The organism is Pantoea sp. 18059 (assembly GCF_902706165.1).
Classification (GTDB): Bacteria; Pseudomonadota; Gammaproteobacteria; order Enterobacterales; family Enterobacteriaceae; genus Pantoea; species Pantoea agglomerans.
The window spans coordinates 1-20606 of the sequence record NZ_CACSJS010000015.1; the positions used below are offsets into that span (position 1 = coordinate 1).

Annotated in this window: 24 protein-coding genes and 1 riboswitch; of the genes, 15 read left to right on the plus strand and 9 right to left on the minus strand. The window is 50.9% G+C overall.

Going from position 1 to position 20606, the window contains the following annotated elements; all coding sequences use genetic code 11:
• Positions 1–196: 196 nt before the first annotated feature.
• A complete protein-coding gene (locus GVJ63_RS21665; RefSeq protein WP_115388384.1) occupies positions 197–730 on the minus strand; it encodes a glyoxalase superfamily protein in 534 nt (177 codons plus the stop codon).
• A gap of 359 nt (positions 731–1089) precedes the next feature.
• A complete protein-coding gene (locus GVJ63_RS21670) occupies positions 1090–1686 on the minus strand; it encodes a glutathione S-transferase family protein (protein WP_159227345.1) in 597 nt (198 codons plus the stop codon).
• Positions 1687–1926: 240 nt separating this feature from the next.
• Between GVJ63_RS21670 and GVJ63_RS21675 the strand changes: the two genes are divergently transcribed.
• The gene (locus GVJ63_RS21675) at positions 1927–2079 is read left to right on the plus strand and encodes a hypothetical protein (RefSeq protein WP_159227346.1); all 153 of its coding nucleotides are present in this window, start codon (positions 1927–1929) and stop codon (positions 2077–2079) included.
• Between the two features lie 774 nt (positions 2080–2853).
• Positions 2854–3387 (plus strand): hypothetical protein, encoded by a 534-nt coding sequence (locus GVJ63_RS21680; RefSeq protein WP_159227347.1) that lies wholly within the window; start codon positions 2854–2856, stop codon positions 3385–3387.
• Positions 3388–3826: 439 nt separating this feature from the next.
• Here the strand turns inward: GVJ63_RS21680 and GVJ63_RS21685 are convergent, their stop codons facing one another.
• The 5 genes from GVJ63_RS21685 to GVJ63_RS21705 all read right to left on the minus strand — a co-directional run bounded on the left by GVJ63_RS21685 (position 3827) and on the right by GVJ63_RS21705 (position 7899).
• Positions 3827–4390 carry a hypothetical protein gene (locus GVJ63_RS21685; RefSeq protein ID WP_159227348.1) on the minus strand — a complete coding sequence of 188 codons (564 nt, stop codon included), beginning with the start codon at positions 4388–4390 and terminating at the stop codon, positions 3827–3829.
• A gap of 367 nt (positions 4391–4757) precedes the next feature.
• Positions 4758–5288, minus strand: coding sequence for a hypothetical protein (locus tag GVJ63_RS21690; protein WP_159227349.1), 531 nt, complete (start codon positions 5286–5288; stop codon positions 4758–4760).
• Positions 5289–5481: 193 nt separating this feature from the next.
• Entirely contained in the window at positions 5482–5880 is a 399-nt protein-coding gene (locus GVJ63_RS21695) for a TonB family protein (protein WP_231113934.1), read from the minus strand.
• A 376-nt stretch (positions 5881–6256) separates the two neighbouring features.
• The gene (locus GVJ63_RS21700; RefSeq protein ID WP_010247525.1) at positions 6257–7207 is read right to left on the minus strand and encodes a hydroxyacid dehydrogenase; all 951 of its coding nucleotides are present in this window, start codon (positions 7205–7207) and stop codon (positions 6257–6259) included.
• The gene (locus tag GVJ63_RS21705; RefSeq protein ID WP_159227350.1) at positions 7207–7899 is read right to left on the minus strand and encodes an RraA family protein; all 693 of its coding nucleotides are present in this window, start codon (positions 7897–7899) and stop codon (positions 7207–7209) included. The genes GVJ63_RS21700 and GVJ63_RS21705 overlap by 1 nt, the downstream gene beginning before the upstream one ends.
• 172 nt (positions 7900–8071) lie before the next feature.
• Here GVJ63_RS21705 and GVJ63_RS21710 point away from each other — a divergent pair, with 172 nt between their 5' ends.
• The 3 genes from GVJ63_RS21710 (at position 8072) to GVJ63_RS21720 (ending at position 11284) form a co-directional block, all read left to right on the plus strand.
• On the plus strand, positions 8072–8782 hold the full coding sequence (locus GVJ63_RS21710) for an IclR family transcriptional regulator (RefSeq protein ID WP_010247520.1): 711 nt from the start codon (positions 8072–8074) through the stop codon (positions 8780–8782).
• 462 nt (positions 8783–9244) lie between these two features.
• Positions 9245–10225, plus strand: a complete 981-nt coding sequence (locus GVJ63_RS21715) for a DUF1852 domain-containing protein (RefSeq protein ID WP_159227351.1) — start codon at positions 9245–9247, stop codon at positions 10223–10225.
• 27 nt (positions 10226–10252) lie between these two features.
• Complete coding sequence (locus GVJ63_RS21720) at positions 10253–11284, plus strand: methionine synthase (protein ID WP_010670701.1); 1032 nt, start codon at positions 10253–10255, stop codon at positions 11282–11284.
• A 127-nt stretch (positions 11285–11411) separates the two neighbouring features.
• Here GVJ63_RS21720 and GVJ63_RS21725 read toward each other — a convergent pair whose 3' ends face one another.
• Positions 11412–11990 carry an XRE family transcriptional regulator gene (locus GVJ63_RS21725; protein WP_045140175.1) on the minus strand — a complete coding sequence of 193 codons (579 nt, stop codon included), beginning with the start codon at positions 11988–11990 and terminating at the stop codon, positions 11412–11414.
• Positions 11991–12053: 63 nt separating this feature from the next.
• Between GVJ63_RS21725 and GVJ63_RS21730 the strand changes: the two genes are divergently transcribed.
• The 3 genes from GVJ63_RS21730 to GVJ63_RS21740 all read left to right on the plus strand — a co-directional run bounded on the left by GVJ63_RS21730 (position 12054) and on the right by GVJ63_RS21740 (position 14005).
• The gene (locus tag GVJ63_RS21730) at positions 12054–12566 is read left to right on the plus strand and encodes a GNAT family N-acetyltransferase (RefSeq protein WP_159227352.1); all 513 of its coding nucleotides are present in this window, start codon (positions 12054–12056) and stop codon (positions 12564–12566) included.
• 195 nt (positions 12567–12761) lie between these two features.
• Positions 12762–13391, plus strand: a complete 630-nt coding sequence (locus tag GVJ63_RS21735) for a LysE family translocator (protein WP_010670716.1) — start codon at positions 12762–12764, stop codon at positions 13389–13391.
• A 185-nt stretch (positions 13392–13576) separates the two neighbouring features.
• On the plus strand, positions 13577–14005 hold the full coding sequence (locus GVJ63_RS21740) for a GFA family protein (protein WP_010670717.1): 429 nt from the start codon (positions 13577–13579) through the stop codon (positions 14003–14005).
• Positions 14006–14094: 89 nt separating this feature from the next.
• On the opposite strand, the gene GVJ63_RS22445 is transcribed toward GVJ63_RS21740, so the two are convergent.
• A complete protein-coding gene (locus GVJ63_RS22445) occupies positions 14095–14649 on the minus strand; it encodes an AAA family ATPase (protein WP_235038371.1) in 555 nt (184 codons plus the stop codon).
• A 275-nt stretch (positions 14650–14924) separates the two neighbouring features.
• Between GVJ63_RS22445 and GVJ63_RS21750 the strand changes: the two genes are divergently transcribed.
• The 7 genes from GVJ63_RS21750 (at position 14925) to GVJ63_RS21780 (ending at position 20521) form a co-directional block, all read left to right on the plus strand.
• Positions 14925–15812, plus strand: coding sequence for a hypothetical protein (locus GVJ63_RS21750; RefSeq protein WP_228379727.1), 888 nt, complete (start codon positions 14925–14927; stop codon positions 15810–15812).
• Positions 15813–16079: 267 nt separating this feature from the next.
• Positions 16080–17198 (plus strand): alkene reductase, encoded by a 1119-nt coding sequence (locus GVJ63_RS21755; RefSeq protein ID WP_010247497.1) that lies wholly within the window; start codon positions 16080–16082, stop codon positions 17196–17198.
• Between the two features lie 16 nt (positions 17199–17214).
• Positions 17215–17529, plus strand: coding sequence for a helix-turn-helix transcriptional regulator (locus GVJ63_RS21760; RefSeq protein WP_010247494.1), 315 nt, complete (start codon positions 17215–17217; stop codon positions 17527–17529).
• 245 nt (positions 17530–17774) lie between these two features.
• A complete protein-coding gene (locus tag GVJ63_RS21765) occupies positions 17775–18320 on the plus strand; it encodes a cysteine hydrolase family protein (protein WP_122889317.1) in 546 nt (181 codons plus the stop codon).
• Between the two features lie 63 nt (positions 18321–18383).
• Positions 18384–18503, plus strand: a riboswitch (TPP riboswitch).
• A 131-nt stretch (positions 18504–18634) separates the two neighbouring features.
• The gene (locus tag GVJ63_RS21770; protein WP_033760161.1) at positions 18635–19573 is read left to right on the plus strand and encodes an FAD-dependent oxidoreductase; all 939 of its coding nucleotides are present in this window, start codon (positions 18635–18637) and stop codon (positions 19571–19573) included.
• The gene (gene thiS, locus GVJ63_RS21775; protein ID WP_010247485.1) at positions 19563–19760 is read left to right on the plus strand and encodes a sulfur carrier protein ThiS; all 198 of its coding nucleotides are present in this window, start codon (positions 19563–19565) and stop codon (positions 19758–19760) included. Before GVJ63_RS21770 ends, thiS begins: the two co-directional genes overlap by 11 nt.
• A gap of 2 nt (positions 19761–19762) precedes the next feature.
• On the plus strand, positions 19763–20521 hold the full coding sequence (locus GVJ63_RS21780) for a thiazole synthase (RefSeq protein ID WP_010247482.1): 759 nt from the start codon (positions 19763–19765) through the stop codon (positions 20519–20521).
• Positions 20522–20606: the final 85 nt, after the last annotated feature.

Consider the following 20606-nt stretch of genomic DNA (forward strand, 5'->3'; position numbering starts at 1 on the left):
CGTTCCCACGCGTAGCTGAAATGGGTATGATTGCTCCAGAAAATGCAGGTCTGTTCTTATCTATAAATATATCCGCTCTTCGCTCATAGCGGACCCTGGCCTGCCGTCAGTCCGCTTTGTGCCAGAAGCGGACATTTCGTACGTATAAAAAAGGGGTAATGCCTATGGCAATCCCCTTCGTATTGAGAAGAATAAATCAGCTTTGACAGAATCGGAGCCGGTTTCCAAATGGGTCGTAGACTTCCAGAATATCTCCCCAGTCCTGCTTCACTATTTCCGGGCGCCCATAGCCATATTGTTTTGCGTGTAGTTGGTCTCTAAGCAACTCGATATTCTGCACAGGTATAAATATCGTTGCCCCCGGGCTGGCGTCACCGTGATGTTCAGAGAGGTGCAACTGCAAACCATCTCGAGCAATGCCCAGATACAAAGGTAAGTTGGGCTCGAACCGGTGTTCAAATTCAACGCTGAATGACAGAAACTCGAGATAGAACTCTCGCGCTTTTCGCTCATCGAACATTCGTAAGATGGGTATAGTTTTGATGAAATGAATTTGAGGCTGAGGAACAACTGGTGGAAGCAACGCAGCCGATGCTGTGTTCCAGTCCTTGTAGCCCAGCTGTTGTGAAACAGTTTCGAGTGCGGCGGAATAAGAAATTTTATGACCGCGCATTTCGAGAGAGCTTTTTAACTTCGCAGCCATTTGCTTGGCTTGCTCGATTGATAACATAATTTCTCCTGTCGTCAGGAAACAATGGTGCCCGCATTACCAATCCCGACCGCCAAGAGTTGCTAAATCAATGAGGTTGAGGACGAACATGCTTTCACCTTTTCCATCCAGGAAGCGGGCAGCAGGCAGCACGGGCCTAAAATGAGAATATACAGGCCCGGCAAATCGCACAAGTATTCAGGTTCGAATGGGTGATCGTCCAGTGAACTCGATTTTGCGACTACCAGAAGTCAAATACAATTAGCTCTGCTTCTGCTTCTGCTTCTGCTTCTCGCTCATAGCGGACGTTACGTGATGCTGTTGTCCGCTATGTGCCAGAAGCGGACATCAATGCATCCTTAAGAGATGACAAAACCTGATTAGCGATTATTTATTTCCTGAGCCTTTAAGAAAGCGGGGCGACTCGTTGCTCTTGATATGTAGCTATCAAGCTCTTCGGTGATTTCCAATCCGCACAGTTTTGCCCATAACAACGTATGAGAAAGAAAAATATCGGCCAGTGTAAAGTTGTTACTCGCAATCCATGTTTGAGTTGGGTTAAACCTAATCTGAGAGATAACTTTATCTGCTTCCTTACTGAGGAAATTCATTAAATCTGGGGAACGTTGATTTTCGGGAGTGAAGACAACATGTTTGAGCAGACTCCAGACGGGGGCTTCCAGATCGGATAGCGTGAAGCTTAACCACGAATTAACGGAGGATTTTTCTTCAGCAGTTGCGGGATAAATAGAGATGTTTTTATGTTGTTCACACAGGTAAATACAGATCGCTAAGGTTTCACTGATTGACACTTCACCATCGGTCAAAAAAGGAACTTTTCCCAATGGATGGGGTGATTTAACCTCAGAAGCAGGGTTCAAAAGATCGACTCTGATAGACTCGTAATTCACTCCCATTTCTTCAAGAGCCCAGAGTACTCTTAATGATCGGCTTTTGGGGTAAGTATAGATCTTCATTTCAATATCCCTTTGTTGTGAAAACAATTTTATAAGGCAAGTGGGTAGCTCATGTCAAAATTTCTGCTCCTCGCTCATACCGAATCTTGGCCTGCATTTAGTCCGCTTTGTGCCAGAAGCGGACTGTCATGTTAAAAGAGAGCGTCCGGGCCAATGTGCCCAAAATCTAAAGGAAGGATAAATCACTACTGGGAAGAATGAGTTCGCTGAAGGAAAGCCATCTGCAATGAGATTGGCGGCATGATACTCGAGGTTCTAGTTCAGGAACGTGAATTTGCCGTTCAGTCGCTAATTGATATGCTGCATGAAACAAAGCATGACGGGCACAGCTACGACAAAGAGCGCGATAAAGGCATGGAGCGGGCGATCAAGATACTTCAGAAGTTTGCGTGAGAACTGCCGGGCGGCCAGTTCGCCGCCGGAGCATTATGTTAAGTACATTCCGGAATTGCCCGATTTGCGGAGCGATAGAGTAACTTTTCCCCAGGGCTGGGGCAGTCCTTCAGACCGTGGTGTTTGGGAGCTAACGATATTTGCCAACCTTTCTATACAGTGGCACTCCGCATCACGTTTTTTGCTCTGGGGCGGCGGTAGGCGGCGTGACAAGAATATCACTGGCAAATTGAATGCCAGAAATCAGCCAGATTGGATAAAAGACGATCAACCATCTATAGCTTTCACATAATTCGAGCGATTTCGGGTAACAAGTTTATACCTGTTAATTTAACCCCTGTTTTTTTAGACAGGCCACCATGCGGCTTTAAACGCGATTTAAAGGGCTGTAATTTTTAGGCTGGCAATGCATCAAAAGTTAGGGAAACCCCCCGGAGAATCGATCTGGAGGTCTTATGGCTCGTAAATTAAACGTATTGGGCACAATTTAGATGTACCGATAAGTGGAACATGGTAGAATCGTGATTCTGGTGATCATAGATTCCAGAAACGAAAAAGCAGCTATCAGGCAAAAAGGTTTCTCAGGCCCGCCCGATAGCTGCTCATACTCCAGTTCAAAGACTGAAGCGGCTTAACCAGATTGCAAAGATGTGGCTAAGCCGTGGCGGAAGACTACGGCTAAATGACGTGGATTTCCAGAAGATTTTGCATTTATGCAAATTTTGCTTACATCTTTGATCTGGGTTAGTCCGTACCTTATTGGAGTAACTTGTTATGACAGATAAAGATTTTAATCAGCGCAAAGTAACTGATGACTACGCGCCCGAACAAGCCCGCATTAAGTTAGCTTCTTTCTTTAATGGCCATCCATCGGCTTTGGAAGCTGTTCAATGTCTAAACCGCACTCAAGCGTGTGTACTTGCTGCTCTTTTAGACAGTAAATCCATTACGACATCGGGCTATACCATTCCTGCCGATTACGGTGTAAAGCGAGCTTCTGCGGTAATCCACGCATTAGAGAAGGAATATTCCTTTCCTATCTCAAGTCGCCGTGTAGAGACAGAGTCAGATGTAGGTAACCGGACGAAACAGTCTCTCTTTTTCATTACCCCAGAGGATCAAGAAAGGCTGAAAGCTGAGCCGGAAGTGGTCTTCCAGGAACGTCATGATAGTGCTTGTCGTAAGAAGGAAAGCCAAGCACAGAAAGAGATTAGACGTTTAGTGAGAGAGTATGGTGAGGATGGTGTTCAGGAACTCCTGAAAAGAGCGGCTAACGACGATGCCGGCCCAGACACTAACGCCAGTTAATATAGTGTTTAAATCAAAGGCCGGGATAATCCTCCCGGCCTTTCTGTGTAGTATCTTTGATTACCTGCTTACCCACTTGATCCTCCGATAGCCTTCTTCCTACTCTAACAACTATGCAGTTGTATTTTGTGGTTGCACTTCTAATAGAACACTATTAATATTACTTGCAAGAAATACTGTTAATCACAGTACTTCTTCGGATGGTTACAGGGATTTCGGCAACGAGATCGCATCCCACTTCCTGGCAACAGGTTCGTCCATGACGGTAAAGTGTCCTGACCCGCCGAAAGGCGGCTGAGACCCCCCGTAAAACGGGGGTCGCCACTTTAAAAGCCTGCGAAATTCTTCCCTGTATCAAATGTTATCCGCATCCAGGACATCAAAACCAGTTTTTAAATTTTCTTAATTTCCTGATTTTTTGCATCCATTTTTCGCTTAGCTACTTCTTCTGGTTGTTCGCTTCTTTTGGTCCTCGTGTGTTTCGAGGAATTCGCGAAGTATCCAACGCCACCTTAAACAAACTGACAGGTTTATTTGGGATCGGCACTGCTGGTGCTCCTGGCCCTGTTCGAGCGAAGAACGCCGAAAGGATGTGCATTCGTAGCAAGCGCTTCTCTTTATAGAAGGCAACGCAAACTTTGTACGGCTCCATCTGCCCTGTCGCGCTGTTCATCATATGCAGGGTGAAATACTTCTCAGCAGCTGTGTGATACAGAGGAACGTCAGGCAAATTCGCTAGAATGCTACGGATCTGCTTTGATGCCTCGTAACGTTCCATGCAGATGGTTAACTGCTCGCGGCCATCTTCATACATCAGAGGGATGTTGTGAAACGTGCCGTCTTTCGCGAAGCAGTGAAGACCATAAGTCACTACAAATTTGTAGTCCTGCTTCTGTCCTTTGTACGTGATCTCGTGCGCATCGAGATGTGAAAGCGAATAAGTTTCGCCGTCATGCTCGAAGGGTTCCCAATTTTGAATTGAGTCGATATGAAACTTTGCCACTATGCATTACCCGTTATCTATTCCATGAGAGCGCTACCCATCATCGAACGGTAACGATTGAGCAGATGTTACTTCGTTACGCACAAACTCCGCAATATTATTTTTCTTTCAAAACAGCGAGTTAATTACTATATAATTGCTATTTTTGCCGAAAAAAACTGTGCAAATATAGACTTCCGTTTTTCTTCCATTTAGGTACTTTTTTCTCACTTCTACTGCGAAGCTGATGAAATTGAGCATTACCACATGTTTGAAATCGTTGATTTAATGTTATCAATGCCAGGGTGTGAAGGATTGATGTTGTTGATGCTTATAAACAAGTTCCAAATGGAAAAAGCCCTCTTTAGAGGGCTTCGCCGGACTTGAGTTATTCCTCCTCTTCCTCGTAAGGGAAATCGTCATCAGCAGGCGCTATGTACACCTGCTCGACAAAACTCACGGGGGGTTCTGGAAGGGTATCAACAGCGCTGTCGTTACCATTTAATGGGCCAGCAGTTACGGAAACACCGTTCCAACCGTCAGAACCAATACCAAAAATTACCGTACCTTGATTCGGAAGCTCCATATGCAAGTCTACACCGATTGGGTCGTCACCTTCTTCATAGTGCTCGCCATATGCCGGTACTAAATCAGAGGAAGAAATTTCGACTTCTTCTCCTTCAAATACCATAGTATCTGGCACCGTATAGACCATCCCACCTGCTTTAATCTCTGGCATCGTAAACCTCTTTATGCTGTGATCTAAAAGCCCTTTTTTGAACTGGGCAACCCAATTGGATAGTAGTTTTATGACTTTAACTGCTATGGAAGCACTCATTCTAAGGCGTATTGAGTTCAGGGCAAGAGTGGAATTTATCGGGAATGCTCCAGGATCGGGTTGTTGTGTTTGATGTGGCATAAAATCCCTATCGCCATGAGTTTGACGTCCGCTTCTCGCTCATAGCGGACATTGGCCTGCTCAACGTCCGCTTTGTGCCAGAAGCGGACATCGGATAATAATTTATGTTAATATTTAGAAGAAGAACATTCAGCCATAATAACCTCCTGAATTACAGTCATTAATTTTCATTTATGCAGCCTTAAAATCAAATCTATTTTTGCACTTTTAATTTTACAGTCATGGGAAGATTCCTGGCAGGTTTGCCCTTTTCAAAACGCCATTTTGAAACGGCTGTTATTACAGCATCATCGAACAAGTGGTCTGGTGTAGACTCGATAATTCTCATCTGACTTACCCTGCCTTCTGCATCAACGTCAAAGTTAAACTTAACCATACCTTCTATCCGGTTCTTAGCCGCATAGTATGGGTAAACGGGTCGATCTTGTCGAAGGGGCTTGGGTTGTTCAACTTTAACAGGTGAATAAGTAGTACATGCATTGAGTACAAGAACAGCCAGAATCATCATAAACCCATACATAACAATATCCTTTTGTTGATAAACATTATCATTATACTTAAACATCAACGGAAGGACATTTGCTGAAATCATCGAATATCGCGTTATAATCCAAAAAAACAGTGGATATAACCCCAATAAATCCTGCTCCCGTCTTGCTGCAAACTAGTCATCCGCTCCTCGCTCATAGCGGACATATCCTTCATAACACATGACCTACAATGAACACTTCAAAGAAACCGCTGCAGGCAGCCACCTTATTCAATACGCGGGAAGAGTCGTTAACGATTGAAGGGTAATAAACCTATTAATGTGGGCGAAGGCAAGTAAGCCAGGACGGCATAGAACAGAATAAGATTCGTATCGGAAACCCTGACAGCTAAGCATTACGCTCTAATGCAGCAGATTTACCTATTAACCAGCCGACCAGAAAGCGCTGTTACCTGTCTGGTCGGCTGGAGAGGGCGGTTCAGACTACCGGACTTTCGTTTTTCAGTGGTTCTGCCAGTACATTTAATATGTTACTGGCCGCGACGGTACCCATCTTCACGTAGGAGTTATCGCTGACGCCGCCGATGTGTGGCGACAGAATCACATTTCCAACACTCTGCCAGATATGCGGCGCAGTCAGGGGTTCTGTGGCAAAACTGTCCAGTGCGGCCCAGGCGACAGTGCCATTATCCAGCGCGGCTAACAGCGCTTCTTCATCAATGAGACCACCGCGCGCCGTGTTCACCAGGATGGCGCCTTTTTTAAACAGAGCCAGTTTCTCAGCGTTAATCATCTGGCGCGTCTGTTCGGTTAACGGGCAGTGCAGCGAAATGACATCTGCCTGTTGCAGCAGGTCGTCAAGTGAGGAGGATTCACACTCATCGGGAAAGGTTCTGGCAAAAGGATCATAAGCGAGCACCTTCATGCCAAAAGCACGGCCAATGCGGGCAACACGACCGCCTATGGCACCAAGCCCTACCAGACCCAGCGTTCTGCCCTCCAGCTCCACCGACTTATGGGTCGATTTGTCCCAGTGTCCCTGGCGCATGCGCTGATCAAGCGGTATCACCGATTTTGCACAGGCTAAAATTAACGCCCAGGTATGCTCGGCCACGGCCGCTGCGTTGGCCCCCGGGGCTGACTGAACACTGATATGACGTTCAGCCGCCGCCTTTTGGTCGATAACGTCAATGCCGCTGCCGTGTTTGGAAATAACCCGCAGGTCAGGCGCGGCATCCATAATGCGGGCGTTGATTTTTCCGTATCGGACGATAATCGCCACAGGATTATGCTGCTGGCAGAGCTGGAACAGGCTATCTTCGCTGGGCTGTTTGCCGGCATAAACAATGCTGAAGTCACTAAGCAGGTTTACTGCCTGCGGTGCCAGGTCATTACCCGTCACCAGGATTACGGGAGAAGAGGTTGTCATCAGAGCGTCTCCCCATCGTCCAGCATGCCAGCGGTTTGCAGGGCTTTTTCTAACCACGGCGCGCGAAGGTCGCCATCACGAATGGCTGCAATACGGCTGGTCTCGAAATCGAGTTTTTTCTGTGCCAGTTCGAGCAACGCAGGAACGTCTTCACGCGGCAGAACCACCACGCCATCAATATCCCCGATGACGAGATCGCCTGGCTGAATGGCTGCGCCCGCCACAGAAACAGGGTAGTTGACCCGTCCCGCAATGGACTTGGTCGGGCCGCAGGGATTCAGGCCCGCAGAGAAAACCGGAAAGCCGTTCGCGCTCAGTGCATCGGCGTCACGCACCGCACCATCAATAATAATTCCGGCGATGCCGGAGGCTTCTGCCTGGGTGGACATTATCTCACCGATTAATGCACAGCTGATATCGCCTTTGCCATCGACCACAATGACATCGCCCGGCTGGGCAATCGCCAGCGCGGCGTGGATCGCCAGGTTGTCGCCCGGTCTCACCTCGACAGTGATAGCCGGTCCGGCGACTTTCATTGTGGGGGACACAGGTTTTACGCGACCGTGCAGCGTTCCGCGTCGTCCGGCAACATCAGCAAGGATCGCCGCCTGAAACTGAGCAGCCTTTTTTACGCGCTCTGGTGCGATACGGATAATGTCGCGATTGATGAAGGTATTCTCTGCATGGGGCATAGATTAATCCTCTTTGTTTTACCAGGCACAACTAAGTTGTACAATATAAAACTACTATATCGATGTTAATTGAGTTCGCACCAGTGTTAAGCATTCATTTGTGATGTAAATACGATGTGAATCACAAATTGCGCGGTAAACTGCCTGCCGTCGCAAACAGGAGGACGTACCGATGGGGAATGAAGGCGTAATTGCCGTAGAAAAAGCGCTGGCGCTGCTGGATTGTTTCAGGCCTGGTGAGGAATCACTGACGCTGACCGCGCTGGCGCAGCTTTCGGGGTACCATAAAACGACAGTTTATCGTCTGATGAACTCACTTGAGCGCATGAACTATGTCATTCGTCGCGACAATGGCGTTTATACCCTGGGGCCAAGACTGCTTTATCTGGGCAAGCTCTATGAACAATCCTTTCATCTGGCCAGTATCGTTCAGCCTGAACTTCACGCACTGGCGACTGCGACAGGCGAAAGCGCCACATGGTATGTGATTGAAAACGGTCAACGACTCTGTCTTTTCAGAGCGGAGCCCTCTGAAGGATTGCGTGAAACACGTCTGCCCGGCACTTATCTGCCGCTGGATAATTCGGCCATCGGGCAGGTGCTTCGTTACTGGGGGCTGAATGAACCTCTGTTTGACTCTGTGCCTGAACTCCCGCTGTTCACGTCAGGTATTCGCGATCCGCATATCGCGGCATTCTCCGTACCGGTGTTTGGTGAAGGTAACAAACTGCTCGCGGCGCTGGCATTAACCGGTCCGGCTTCACGCCTGACGCAGTCGATGCGCGACAGTGAGATGGGAAAACTGATGAAAGAGGCAGCGTGCAGGCTTTCGGTAAAATCAGGCGCACATAAAGTCATGTGTGATAACGTTTATAAAATTTAGTCGTGTTGCCTGGCTGTGACCGGGATTTATTAGCTGCTGCATCCATGCTGCGTTTAACGCTCTGCGGGTGAGAACCGATTGATTTCCGCTAAATGACTAACAGCACGCTGGCGTGCCTGATTATGGGATCATGAAAGCCTCCGCGCCTTAAGTTGAGGCGAAAGATCACTCCACCTCTGACATCTCTTGCTAAGCCCCCTTAGTGCGAGGCTTTTTACACCCGGATTTTACATCAGGTGTTAAAAGACTCGCTGCCTCATGAAAATTTCCCCGCTTAAATACCTCAACATGAATTCCCTTCATGTTCGTTGAAATTTAATCACTTTTTTTCAACCGGGTGTTGAGGCATAAAGTAAGAATTGTTAATAACTTTGAGTCATATGAATAGTTGTAAAGGGATAGCCACGCTGGATAACCCTTAAATGCAACAACGCATATCAGCGACCAGGATACCCGATAGCGATGAACAACTTAGCCTTTACCCTCAAGCGCATTCGTTTCGACGAAAACTATAATCCTTCGAAAAATACGCGGGCGACGACTAACTTCGCTAATTTAGCGCGCGGCGAAAAACGTCAGGAAAACCTGCACAACGCCCTGGTGATGATCGACAATCGTTTCAACTCTCTGGCGCACTGGGACAATCCAAAGGGCGACCGCTACTCAGTTGAACTTGAGATTATTTCTGCTGAGCTGAATCTTCGTCTCGGAAGCAGCGACGAATCGTTCCCGGCGATTGAGATTCTGAAAACGAATATCGTGGATCATAAAACCGGTCAGCGCACCGAGGGGATTGTCGGCAATAACTTCTCTTCCTATGTGCGTGATTATGACTTCAGCGTTGTTCTGTCAGAACATAACAAAGGTCAGACTGAATTCAGCCTGCCGGATGATTTTGGTCAGCTGCATGGCAACATTTTCAAAAGTTTTGTGAACTCAGCGGTCTATAAAGAGAACTTCAGTAAATCGCCGGTTATCTGCCTGAGTGTATCGAGCAAAAACACCTACGTGCGCACCGGTAATCAGCATCCGGTATTGGGCATTGAATATCAGCAGGATGAACCTTCCCTGACTGACTTCTATTTCGGAAAAATGGGTCTGAAAGTGCGTTTCTTCATGCCGCAGGGTAGTGTTGCGCCGCTGGCTTTCTATTTCCACGGTGACCTGCTCAGCGATTACACCAATCTCGAGCTGATCAGCACCATCAGCACCATGGAAACCTTCCAGAAGATCTATCGCCCTGAAATTTACAACGCGAATTCTGCAGCGGGACAGTGCTATCAACCCACGCTGCAGCATCAGGATTATTCGTTAACCCGCATTGTTTACGATCGCGAAGAGCGCAGCCGCCTTGCCGTCGAACAGGGTAAGTTTACTGAGGCGCATTTCATAAAGCCTAATCAGACACTTCTCGCGCAATGGTCTGCTGAATCCGTTCTTTGATAAATTAAATATAGAAGGTCACCTGCTATGAAAACCTTATTACCCACATCCACTGCTGGCAGCTTGCCTAAACCCTCCTGGATTGCGCAGCCAGAGGTGCTCTGGTCACCCTGGAAACTGCAGGATGAAGAGTTAGTCGACGGCAAAAGAGATGCGTTGCGTCTGTGTCTGGACGATCAGGTTCGGGCCGGTATTGATATCGTCAGTGATGGCGAGCAGACCCGTCAGCACTTCGTGACCACGTTTATTGAACACCTCAGCGGTGTGGATTTTGAAAAGCGTGAAGTGGTTCGAATCCGTAATCGCTATGATGCGAGCGTTCCGACCGTGGTGGGTGAAGTCTCACGTCAGAAACCCGTATTTGTTGAAGATGCGAAAATCCTGCGTAAGCTGACCGATCGTCCTATTAAGTGGGCGTTGCCGGGTCCGATGACGATGATCGATACCCTTTATGACAATCACTATAAAAGTCGCGAAAAGCTGGCCTGGGAATTCGCAAAGATTCTGAATCAGGAAGCCAAAGAATTAGAAGCCGCTGGCGTGGATATTATTCAGTTTGATGAGCCTGCGTTTAACGTCTTTTTCGACGAAGTGAACGACTGGGGCATCGCCGCGTTGGAGCGCGCTATCGAAGGTCTGAAGTGTGAAACCGCGGTTCATATCTGCTACGGCTACGGCATTAAAGCGAATACCGACTGGAAGAAAACTCTGGGTACAGAGTGGCGTCAGTACGAAGAGGTCTTCCCTAAATTACAGCGTTCGGCTATCGATATTGTCTCACTGGAGTGTCAGAACTCGCGGGTTCCGATGGATCTGATCGAGCTGATTCGCGGTAAGAAGGTGATGGTCGGTGCCATCGACGTGGCAACCCATACCATTGAGACACCTGAAGAAGTGGCGAATACGCTGCGCAAAGCGCTGCAGTTTGTGGATGCTGAAAATCTCTATCCTTCAACCAACTGCGGCATGATTCCACTGCCGCGTCAGGTTGCCAATGGCAAACTGCATGCGTTAAGTGCTGGCGCTGAGATTGTCCGCAGAGAGATTCTGGGGAAATAATCTTTCCCTGAGCAGATTCAGTCCGGCTGACGATTTGATTCCTGAAAGGCGATCAACAGCCGGACTGAGTGACAATCATCCCTCTGCCAATGGCCGATTTACTCAGGGATTTATGCCGTCTGCCTGCTCAGGCGGGCCGGAGTACGATAACGGCATATCGACAGCCCTGAGTCGTTTTATTTCTGAACACGCAATCAGCCGGATCGCCCAGTTCCAGACAGTCGCCAGCAGCCATCTCATAGGTGCTGGAACCTGCTTCAAAAGTCAGTGTCCCTTCAATTACCCATATCAGCTGGCGTCTTGAAACATAGGAGATTGCCGGCATCGGCACAGCGGTATTTGCCGGCAGTTCGACACTGACCAGATCGACCGGCATCTCGCCCGGTGAAACGTGGCGACGCAGATAGCCGGTTTCCGGATCCTGCCACACCGGCTGATTTTCATGCCTGACCAGCGTCCCGGTTTGCACTTCAGTCTGAGCAAGCAGCTGTGAGATAGTCATATCAAACGAGCCTGAGAGGCGCGCTAACAGAACCGCCGTCGGGCTGCTCTCCCCACGCTCAATCTTATGAATCATCGCCCGTGAAACGCCTGAGTTATCAGCCAGCTCGGTAAGTGACCAGCCGCGTTTTTCCCTTTCTTCTTTTACCTTCTGACCGATGCGGATGTTCAGGCCGTCTTCTTTGCTGGACTTTTTATCTAACATAATGGATAACCATCATAGTGAACAATTCATCTACTTTAGTGAGTGAGCAAAGGGGTGTCCACCATGATTATCCGTGCGGCTGTAGAGAGCGATGCTGAAATCATCGCAGAGATTTATAACGACGCGGTGCTTAACACCACCGCCATCTGGAATGAAAATCGTATTGATGTGGCTAACCGCATCACGTGGATAAACAGCCGCCAGCAGGCCGGTTTTCCTGTGATTGTGGCGACAGACGACAATGATGATACCGTGCTGGGATATGCCTCTTATGGTGACTGGCGTCCCTGGGACGGATATCGTCATACGGTTGAGCATTCGGTTTATGTTCATAAAGATGCACGAGGTAAAGGCGCGGGTGCCGCCCTGATGCAGGGGCTTATCCAGCTTGCTCACGAAGCCGGGAAGCACGTTATGGTGGCGGCGATTGAATCGGAAAACGCGGCATCCATTGCCCTGCATAAAAAACTGGGATTTATTGAGTCTGGCAGAATGACGGAGGTTGGAACTAAGTTTGGACGCTGGCTGGATTTGACATTTTTGCAACTGCATCTGGATGACCGTAAACGACCCTGAGTTGTCCCTTAAAGTGAATCCTTTGATGATGCTTCCGGCAGGATGCCGATCCCCGCAGAAGAAAGCTATGTCTGGAAAATGTTTGATTGCGCAGATCGTTTAAAGCGAGAAACGAAGTCGCAGCGAACCAGGAGATAGCAAATTTGCACGTCAGCCGATATAACAGATTAATAACAATCCATCGCAGAGGACATCATGGCGCTTTCGCACGAATTAATCCTGATCTTCACCACCTACTTTGTCGCTACAGCCAGTCCCGGGCCAAGTAATATGGCGATAATGGGAACGGCAATGAAAAAGGGCAGGGGGGCCGCACTGGCGCTGGCTGCGGGTGTTGTGAGTGGTTCGATGCTCTGGGCGCTGCTGGCCGCCTGCGGTGTGCTGACTGTGCTGGCCACCTTCGCACAGTTGCTGATCGTGTTAAAAATTGGCGGAGGGTTATATCTGTTATGGCTGGCGTTTAAAGCCGGCAAATCTGCGTTACGCCGCACTGAGGCCAGCGATTTTAAAGCCAGCGATGAGCGTGTCGCGTATGGCAGACTGTTCCGTCAGGGGATACTTATGCATATCGGCAACCCCAAAGCGATTCTTACCTGGGTGGCCATTATGTCGTTTGCACTGAAGCCGGATGTGGTCGCCGCCACGCTGCCGATAATCATCTGCGGCTGTGCGGTGATTTGCGTGGTTGTGTTCGGCGGCTATGCTCTGCTGTTCTCAACCGCCGTGATGGGCGCATTTTACCGTCGCATTCGTCGCGGACTCGATGCGCTATTAGCCTGCTGCTTTGCGCTGGCAGGGCTGAAACTGGTATTCAGCCGCAGTTAATACTGATGAAGGTGTACGAGGGGTTATCCGCTTCTGGCTCAAATCCGCAAAAGATCATGCAATGAGCCGGAGCGGCATTAAAATGACAGGGTTGCGGTAGCGCTACTGCAGCCCCTTACTTAAACACCACTATGATCAGGCAAGTAGTCCGACAAACCAGGAATCTGAGTGAACAGGATGATGAAATGAAAGGCGCATGTCTGTGTGAAACCGTTGCTTTCGAAATATCAGTAACCCCCACGCGCTATTACCGTTGTCACTGTTCTTTGTGCAGAAAACAGAGCGGAACCGGCTATAACCTGGCAACGATCGTAAAAGAGAGTGACTTCAGCTGGGTTTCTGGTGAGAGCCAGATCGCGTCATGGCGCAAACCCACCGGTTATCGCAACGATTTTTGCGCCAGTTGTGGCTCCACAGTGCCTAACCGGTTGCGTGGCAGGCCTTATATCTGGCTTCCGGTTGGTTTACTCAGTGAGCCTGCCGATATGCAGTGCACTGGTGATTATTGTACTGATGACGCCATGCCCTGGGACACAATCCGTTCCGAGACAAATCATGCCGGGCCGGTAGAATCGCTGGACTCTCTTCTGACGAGCTTAATGCTTTTTGATTGATGGCAGTGATGCTTCTTTGTTATTCAAAAAGTTACTGAGTCAAAGCGACCCCATTAACGGAAAACAGACGTTATTCCGGCAGCCTGTGTTCATCGATCATTTTTCGTTAGCTGTAATCCCCAGTAGTCAGAACAGGCTTTAACATCGCGAGGAGAAGGAAGCAGAAGTTTTGGCAGTCTGACCTGGTCGTAAAGCTTTTTATGGCGCTTTCGATTCTGCGGGGCAGTACGGATAATATATTTCAGCATCTCCAGGTTCATCTGCTCTCTGCCCCTCCCCAGACCGCCAATACGCGGCGTGGATGAATAACATCTGCGAATGTACCGCAGCAGTGCCACTGTCACTTTTACATCCAGCAGAATTAAGCCTGTGGCACGCGCGAATCGTTCTTCAATGCATTTGGTGTAATTACCCTCCATCACCCATCTTTCCTGACTCACCGCCTCAGCATGCAAACGGAGAAATTCTGCCGGTGCTCTGGGCATCCATTGACTGTCCGGAATATGGTGAAGTTGATCCAGATGAACCGCGGGTAGATCTGTTTTGCGAGCAATGGCCTTAGCTAAGGTCGATTTTCCGCTGTTCGAGGGACCCATAATACAAATGCGTGGCCCAAGCGCGTCTAATGGAAGTGCACTATTCACAACGTTTCCTCTGAATTAACCCTGTCTGAAAATGGATAAATGCGTACTGCTCTGAAACTTTCCTGTGCACCCCGCAAAGTCTGAAACGCTGCCGGGAGCCGTTGGCTGGTCAGCCTGGGGATTCTGAACCTTTTCTGGATCAAAGTCAGGCCGCAGCGGCGATGATAGCCAGACTTGCCCTGAGCCGTCTTAACCCAGGCAGCAATAAGATTTCGGTAAAGATTGGTTACATTTTGCCGATAAATTGTTCAACCAATCAAACCGTAGAGGGCATTATGGGGTTAATCAATGGCGTGACAACAGAGGTGGCAAGAGGATATTTAGCCACGCTCACCGTAACAAACAGAGCTGAGAACACGACTAAAGAAACTATTACCGGAAAAGAATTACCTGCCAGTGTGGTGGTGATCTCACCCGAGGCAAGAGCGCGCCTGGTGCAGGCTGTCGCTGAGCCCATAACGGCAGAGCAGCAGGCTAAAAATTCAGAGGAACTGGCAAAGACAAAGTCATCCGGTCAGGGACCGTCCGTTAACCTTGGATATGCGTTATTCAACGATCCTTACACCAGCTGGGACGCCAGAACATTTACTCCGCTTCTGAGTATGACGGCTGCCAATACGCAGACCGCTATGGATGAGTTTGCCGCTGCACTCCATGAGGTGCTGGCTGAAGGCCAGGTGGGCCGTAATCAGTACGATAATTCGGATACCTCGGAAGCCATGGCGCTGACCCTGACGCAGTCTAAGCTCCATAAACTGATAGAAAAATATGTCTCCGGCGATAACCAGAAGCAGGCGAATGACATTGCTGATGAGATGATAAGCGTCAAAGTCGCCATTCGTGAACGTCAGACGTTGCTGGGAGCACAGGATACGCTAGCGTTAGCCATACGTCATGGAACACGCGACATGCAGGAGAGCGCACGTGACTATCTCAGCCAGGTTAAGAGTGCAACCGCACGGCCACAGGTGGAGCTGGCCGGGATGATGGAAGCCATGAACTCGGGCCGTGATATGGACTCTGTCTTCAGCACCTTTGCCGATTTGATTCGTGCCACGCCGAATCCTGACAACAAAGCACAGCCCTCCATTGATGGCGCACTCAGTCAACTGGAGGTTTATCGTCAGCAGTGGCAGGCGTTCACTGAAAAATACGCTTCTTAATATTCTTATGATCCTGCAGGCAGCACCTCCGTCCCGGCGAAGCAATTTGCCTGAAAGCGGCGTCTGCAGGATCTCCTCCTGACGTTACGCAGTCAGGCGCTGCGCTGAGAGACTGTTAATCCACGCGCTGTCAGCACTCCACCCAGATAGTGACCCTCTGCCAGAAACCGCAGATACCGCCCTGGACAAAAAGCACAGATTACACATTTACAAATTTAAATGTGTAAATATAATGTCGCCTCTTCACACATCAGAGGAATTTTTTTCATGCCGTCACTTTTTACCCCCTTGAATCTGGGCGACCTTCAGCTTCGTAACCGCATTGTACTGCCGCCCCTGACGCGCTGCCGCAGTGAACAACCGGGCAACATTCCCGGCGAGATGATGGTGGAGTACTACCGCCAGCGTTCCAGCGCGGGACTGATGATCACCGAAGGCACCCAGATTGAGCCTCGCGGGCAGGGCTATGCATGGACGCCGGGGATCCACAGCGAAGCGCAGATCGCCGGCTGGAAAAAGGTAACAGAGGCAGTACATCAGCAAGGGGCCACGATTTTCTGCCAGCTCTGGCATGTTGGCCGCGTGTCGCATAATGAACTGCAGCCGGGCAAGCAGGCACCCGTTGCCCCTTCAGCCATCGCAGCCGATAACGTCCGGGTATTTATTGAAACCGGACCCGGCGCCGGCATATTGACCGCACCCAGCGAGCCACGCGCACTGACTACATCGGAAGTTAAAGAGATTGTAGAGCTTTACCGACGCGCGGCGGAGAATGCCAAAGCGGCCGGTTTCGACGGTGTGGAACTGCATTCCGCCAACGGGTATCTGATTAACCAGTTTATTTCTGAGCACACCAACTTCCGTACGGATGAATATGGCGGATCTGCTGAGAATCGTCTGCGCTTCCTGCGAGAAGTCGTTGAGGCGGTCAGCTCGGTATTTGGCAGCCACCGAGTTGGCGTCAGATTTGCGCCTCTGTTTACCAGTACCGACGAAGAGCGTGTCTATCTCGGTCTGGTTGAAAGTGATCCACATGCGACCTACATCCGCGCAGCAGCCCTGCTGAACGAGCTGGAAGTTGGCTATCTCTCCATTGCCGAAGCCGACTGGGACAACAGCCCGGAGATGCCAGAGAGCTTCCGTGTCGCGGTGCGGGAAACATTCCGCTCTCCGATCATCTATTCGGGTCGCTACACGGCTGAAAAAGCGCAGCATGTGCTGGAAAAAGGCTGGGGCGATCTGTTTGGTTTTGGCCGCTCATTTATCGCTAATCCCGATCTGCCCGCGCGGATTAAATCAGGATATCCGCTGAATGAGGTCGATCACGCCTCCCTGTATGGCGGCACTGAGAAAGGCTATACTGACTATCCATTTTACCCATCCTGATATTCTGTGAGGCGGCATGTCCCCCGAAAATGCCCTGAAGTTACTGTCCAACCCGACCAGAGTGGCAGTGCTGAAGTGGCTTAAAAATCCTGACGAAGCGTTTGCGGGCTATACCCAGCTCTATCCCTTCGATCAGTATGGCGTCTGTGCCAGCCTCATACAGGACAAGGCGGGCTTATCACAGCCCGCCACCTCGTTATGCCTGAAAGCACTTCACAATGCGGGGCTGGTTGAAGCCAGCAAAGTCGGAAAATGGACTTACTATCGCCGCGCCGAACCGCGCATTCGTGAAATAACCGATGCGGTAACCCAATCGCTGCAGGCGCTTTAAAAGCGACGGCGTACAGGGTAATGTAGATGTCAGCACCATCCTTCTGAGGGTGACTTCACCGAACGCATTAACTCAGGGTCAGAAAATGTTTATGTCAGTTCTGTCTTTCACAACCGTCACCACCACCGCCTCTGGCGGCGGCGTGAGCGACTCTGTGACTGGCACCTGACACAACAGATTCTCACTCCCCGCCGAACCGGACGGGGAGCTGTTCTCCGTTCTTAAAAACTGAATGGAGACAGGTCATGGTTACATCTGAAAGTGCACTTTTAATTATCGACATGCAGCAGGGCCTTTTTAATGGTCCCGAGGCTCCCTTCGCCGCAAATTCGATCTTGTCGAACATCTCACTTCTCATTACTAAAGCCCGGGCTTCTGCCGTCCCCCTCTTTTTCGCACGCCATATCGGCCCGGATGATTCCCCTTTTAACGAGCAAAGCCCGCTGACGCGCCTGATCCCGGAATTGCAGGTTAACCCGCAGAGTGATGTCGTCTTCACCAAAAGATATCCCAGCTGTTTCAGGGATACTGGCCTGCAGCTTCAGCTGAGGCAAAAGGGCACTAAGCAACTGGTGATTGCCGGGATGAAAACGGAGTTCTGTGTTGATACCACGTGTCGGGCAGCCCCGGAGCTGGGTTTTAACGTCGTACTGATTTCCGATGCGCACACCACCGTCGATAATCTCCACCTCTCTGCGGAGAAGATTATTGCGCATCACAACCAGACGCTGGCGGGCCCCTTTTTGACGCTGGCAACCGCAACTGACTGGCATTTCGGTTCTGCCGGTTAAGTCCGATTTTCTGACCCGGTTCCATGCAGTCTGCTTGACGAAGCTGTCTGCTTAACTTACAACTAAACCCGTCAGGGGAGTCTCGCCAGAGAGACTGAGAGGCTAATAGCGCACCGCGCGGCTTAGCGACCCTTAGAACCTGACCCAGTTGATACTGGCGTAGGAAGACGGGTATCTCATCAGATACTTGCCGCAGGGGCGCATTCGCAACGTTCCTGCCTTTTCCCTCTGTATCACGGGTCTTCGTTAACGGATAACGAGGCCAAATTGAAAAATCTCATCCTGAATCTTTCTTTTCCTGTCCGGTGGACACCATGAGCCGCTGGTCGGTGCTCGGCAGCGGCGTTGCCGGGCTTTGTGTCGCCACGCTGCTGCTGGAGCGGGGAGAAACGGTCGAAGTTATTACCCAGCCTGACTGCCGTGCGGCCTCGCACTGGGCGGGCGGCATGCTCGCGCCCTGGTGTGAAGCAGAAAGCGCACCGCCACAGGTGATCGAATGGGGCCAGCACGCGGCCAGCTGGTGGGCGAAACGCGTTGATGGCGTGGAACAGCAGGGCACGCTGGTGGTTGCTCCGCCGCGTGACAGCCGTGAACTGACGCGCTTCGCCAGCATGACGCAGCAGCATCAGTGGGTCTCTCCCGGTGACATCGAACCCGCGCTGGAAAACCGCTTTGCCCGCGGCCTGTTTTTCGCCGCAGAGGCGCATCTCGATCCGCGCCGCGCCTTGCAGCAACTGCGCGACAAACTGCAACAGGCTGGCGTCCCCTTTCACAGCGGTAAACCCGGCGGCAAAATCATCGACTGCCGTGGCATCCACGCCACCGATCGGCAGCCCGCCCTGCGCGCCGTGCGGGGCGAAATGGTGATCCTGCACACATCCGACGTACAACTCTCCCGACCTGTCCGGCTGCTGCACCCGCGCTTTCCCTGCTATCTGGTACCCCGCGCCGGGGGCCACTTCATGCTGGGTGCCACCATGGTGGAAAGCCACGACAGCAGCCCGATCAGCGCCCGGGCGATGATGGAATTGCTCAGCGCCGCTTACAGCCTGCATCCGGCACTGGCCGAAGCGCGGATCGTCGAGAGCGGCACCGGTCTGCGTCCTGCTTACCGGCAGAACCTGCCGGAAGTCCGCTACGAAAATGGGCGTTTCTCACTTAACGGCCTCTACCGCCACGGCTTTTTGCTGGCCCCGATCATGGCTGAAAAACTTATGCTGCAACTGACTCAGGAGATGACTCATGCGCGTTGAACTGAATGGACGCACGATTGAAACCGGCGCAACGACGCTGGCGGAGCTTATGGCGGAGCAGCAGATCGATCCGCGGACCGTCGCCACTGCGCTGAACGGGGAGTTTGTACCGCGTAGCCGCTATGCCAGCCAGCAACTTGAGGCGGGCAACCAGCTCGAAATCCTGTCACCGATGCAGGGAGGTTAACCATGTTCTATCAATTTACTCCGCAATCCCGATTTCTGCTCGGCACGGCCGGTTATCCGTCACCGGACATTCTGCATCAGGCGATCAATGCGTCAGGCGCGGAGATTATTACCGTCAGCCTGCGGCGGGAAGGCAGTGAAGGCGGCGCTTTCCGCACGCTGCTGCAACAGCTCAACAAACGTATTCTGCCGAATACGGCGGGTTGCCACACGGTGAAAGAGGCGGTGACGACGGCGCAGATGGCGCGTGAACTGTTCGACACACCGTGGATCAAGCTGGAGGTGATTGGCCATGCAGACACGTTGCAGCCCGATCCTTTTGCGCTGGTTGAAGCCGCGCGGATTCTGTGCGCTGACGGCTTCCAGGTGTTTCCCTACACCACGGAAGATCTGATTGTCGGCGAAAAATTGCTGGAAGCGGGCTGTGAAGTGCTGATGCCCTGGGGCGCGCCGATCGGCTCCGGCCAGGGGCTGCGTAATATCGAGGGACTGCGCGCTATGCGTGCGTGGTTTAAAGATGTGCCGCTGATTATTGATGCGGGCATTGGCGCGCCTGGCCAGGCGGCTCAGGCGATGGAGATGGGTTTCGATGGCGTGCTGCTCAACACGGCGGTGGCAAAAGCGCGCGATCCGGTGCGCATGGCCGGTGCCTTTGCTGCTGCGATCCACGGCGGACACGAGGCGTTTCAGGCGGGACTGATGGAGCAGCGCGACATGGCGTCTGCCTCTACGCCTATTTTTGGTCTGGCACAATTCAGTTAAGGAGCAGCGATGGAGCGTTATCAGCGACAGACGATGTTGCCAGAGATTGGTGAAGCGGGGCAGCAGCGGCTGAGCAGGGCAAGGG